Annotated in this window: 1 protein-coding gene; it reads left to right on the top strand. The window is 46.5% G+C overall.

What is annotated here, in order from left to right:
- Positions 1–555 (top strand): 16S rRNA (adenine(1518)-N(6)/adenine(1519)-N(6))-dimethyltransferase RsmA (gene rsmA / locus A3761_RS06815; RefSeq protein ID WP_068750022.1); only part of this gene is annotated, 555 nt, incomplete at both ends.

Here is a 555-nt window from a genome sequence, read left to right as displayed (position 1 = left end):
ATTAGCGGCATCAACCCCCAACCTGATGATCGTTTGGTAGAGATTGGGCCTGGTCTTGGTGCGCTTACTGAACCCTTGCTTGAGGCAAGCGAAGGAAATCTCCAAGTCGTAGAGCTTGATCGTGACTTGATCCCTATCCTGCGCACAAAATTCTTTAACTATCCCGACTTCGTCATTCACGAATCAGATGCCTTGAAGTTCGACTTTGATCAACTGGCAGATGACGAACATAAGTTAAGAATCGTCGGCAACCTGCCTTATAACATATCAACACCGCTCATCTTTCATTTGCTGGAAAGCATTACTAACCTGAAAGACATGCATTTTATGCTACAAAAAGAAGTAGTAGAGCGTATGGCTGCAGCACCGAGCACTTCACACTATGGCCGCTTGGGTATCATGACTCAGTACTATTGCCGTGTTCAACCACTGTTTATTGTCGGCCCTGAATCATTTGACCCGGCACCAAAAGTTGAGTCAGCCATTGTCCGCCTGGTTCCGCATGCTACGCTTCCTTATCCTGTTGAATCGGTAGAGCGTCTTCAGCATATTGTA

Source organism: Oleiphilus sp. HI0123 (genome assembly GCF_001635315.1).
Note: the sequence above shows the minus strand (reverse complement) of the source record. Positions and strands in the feature narration are given on the sequence as shown.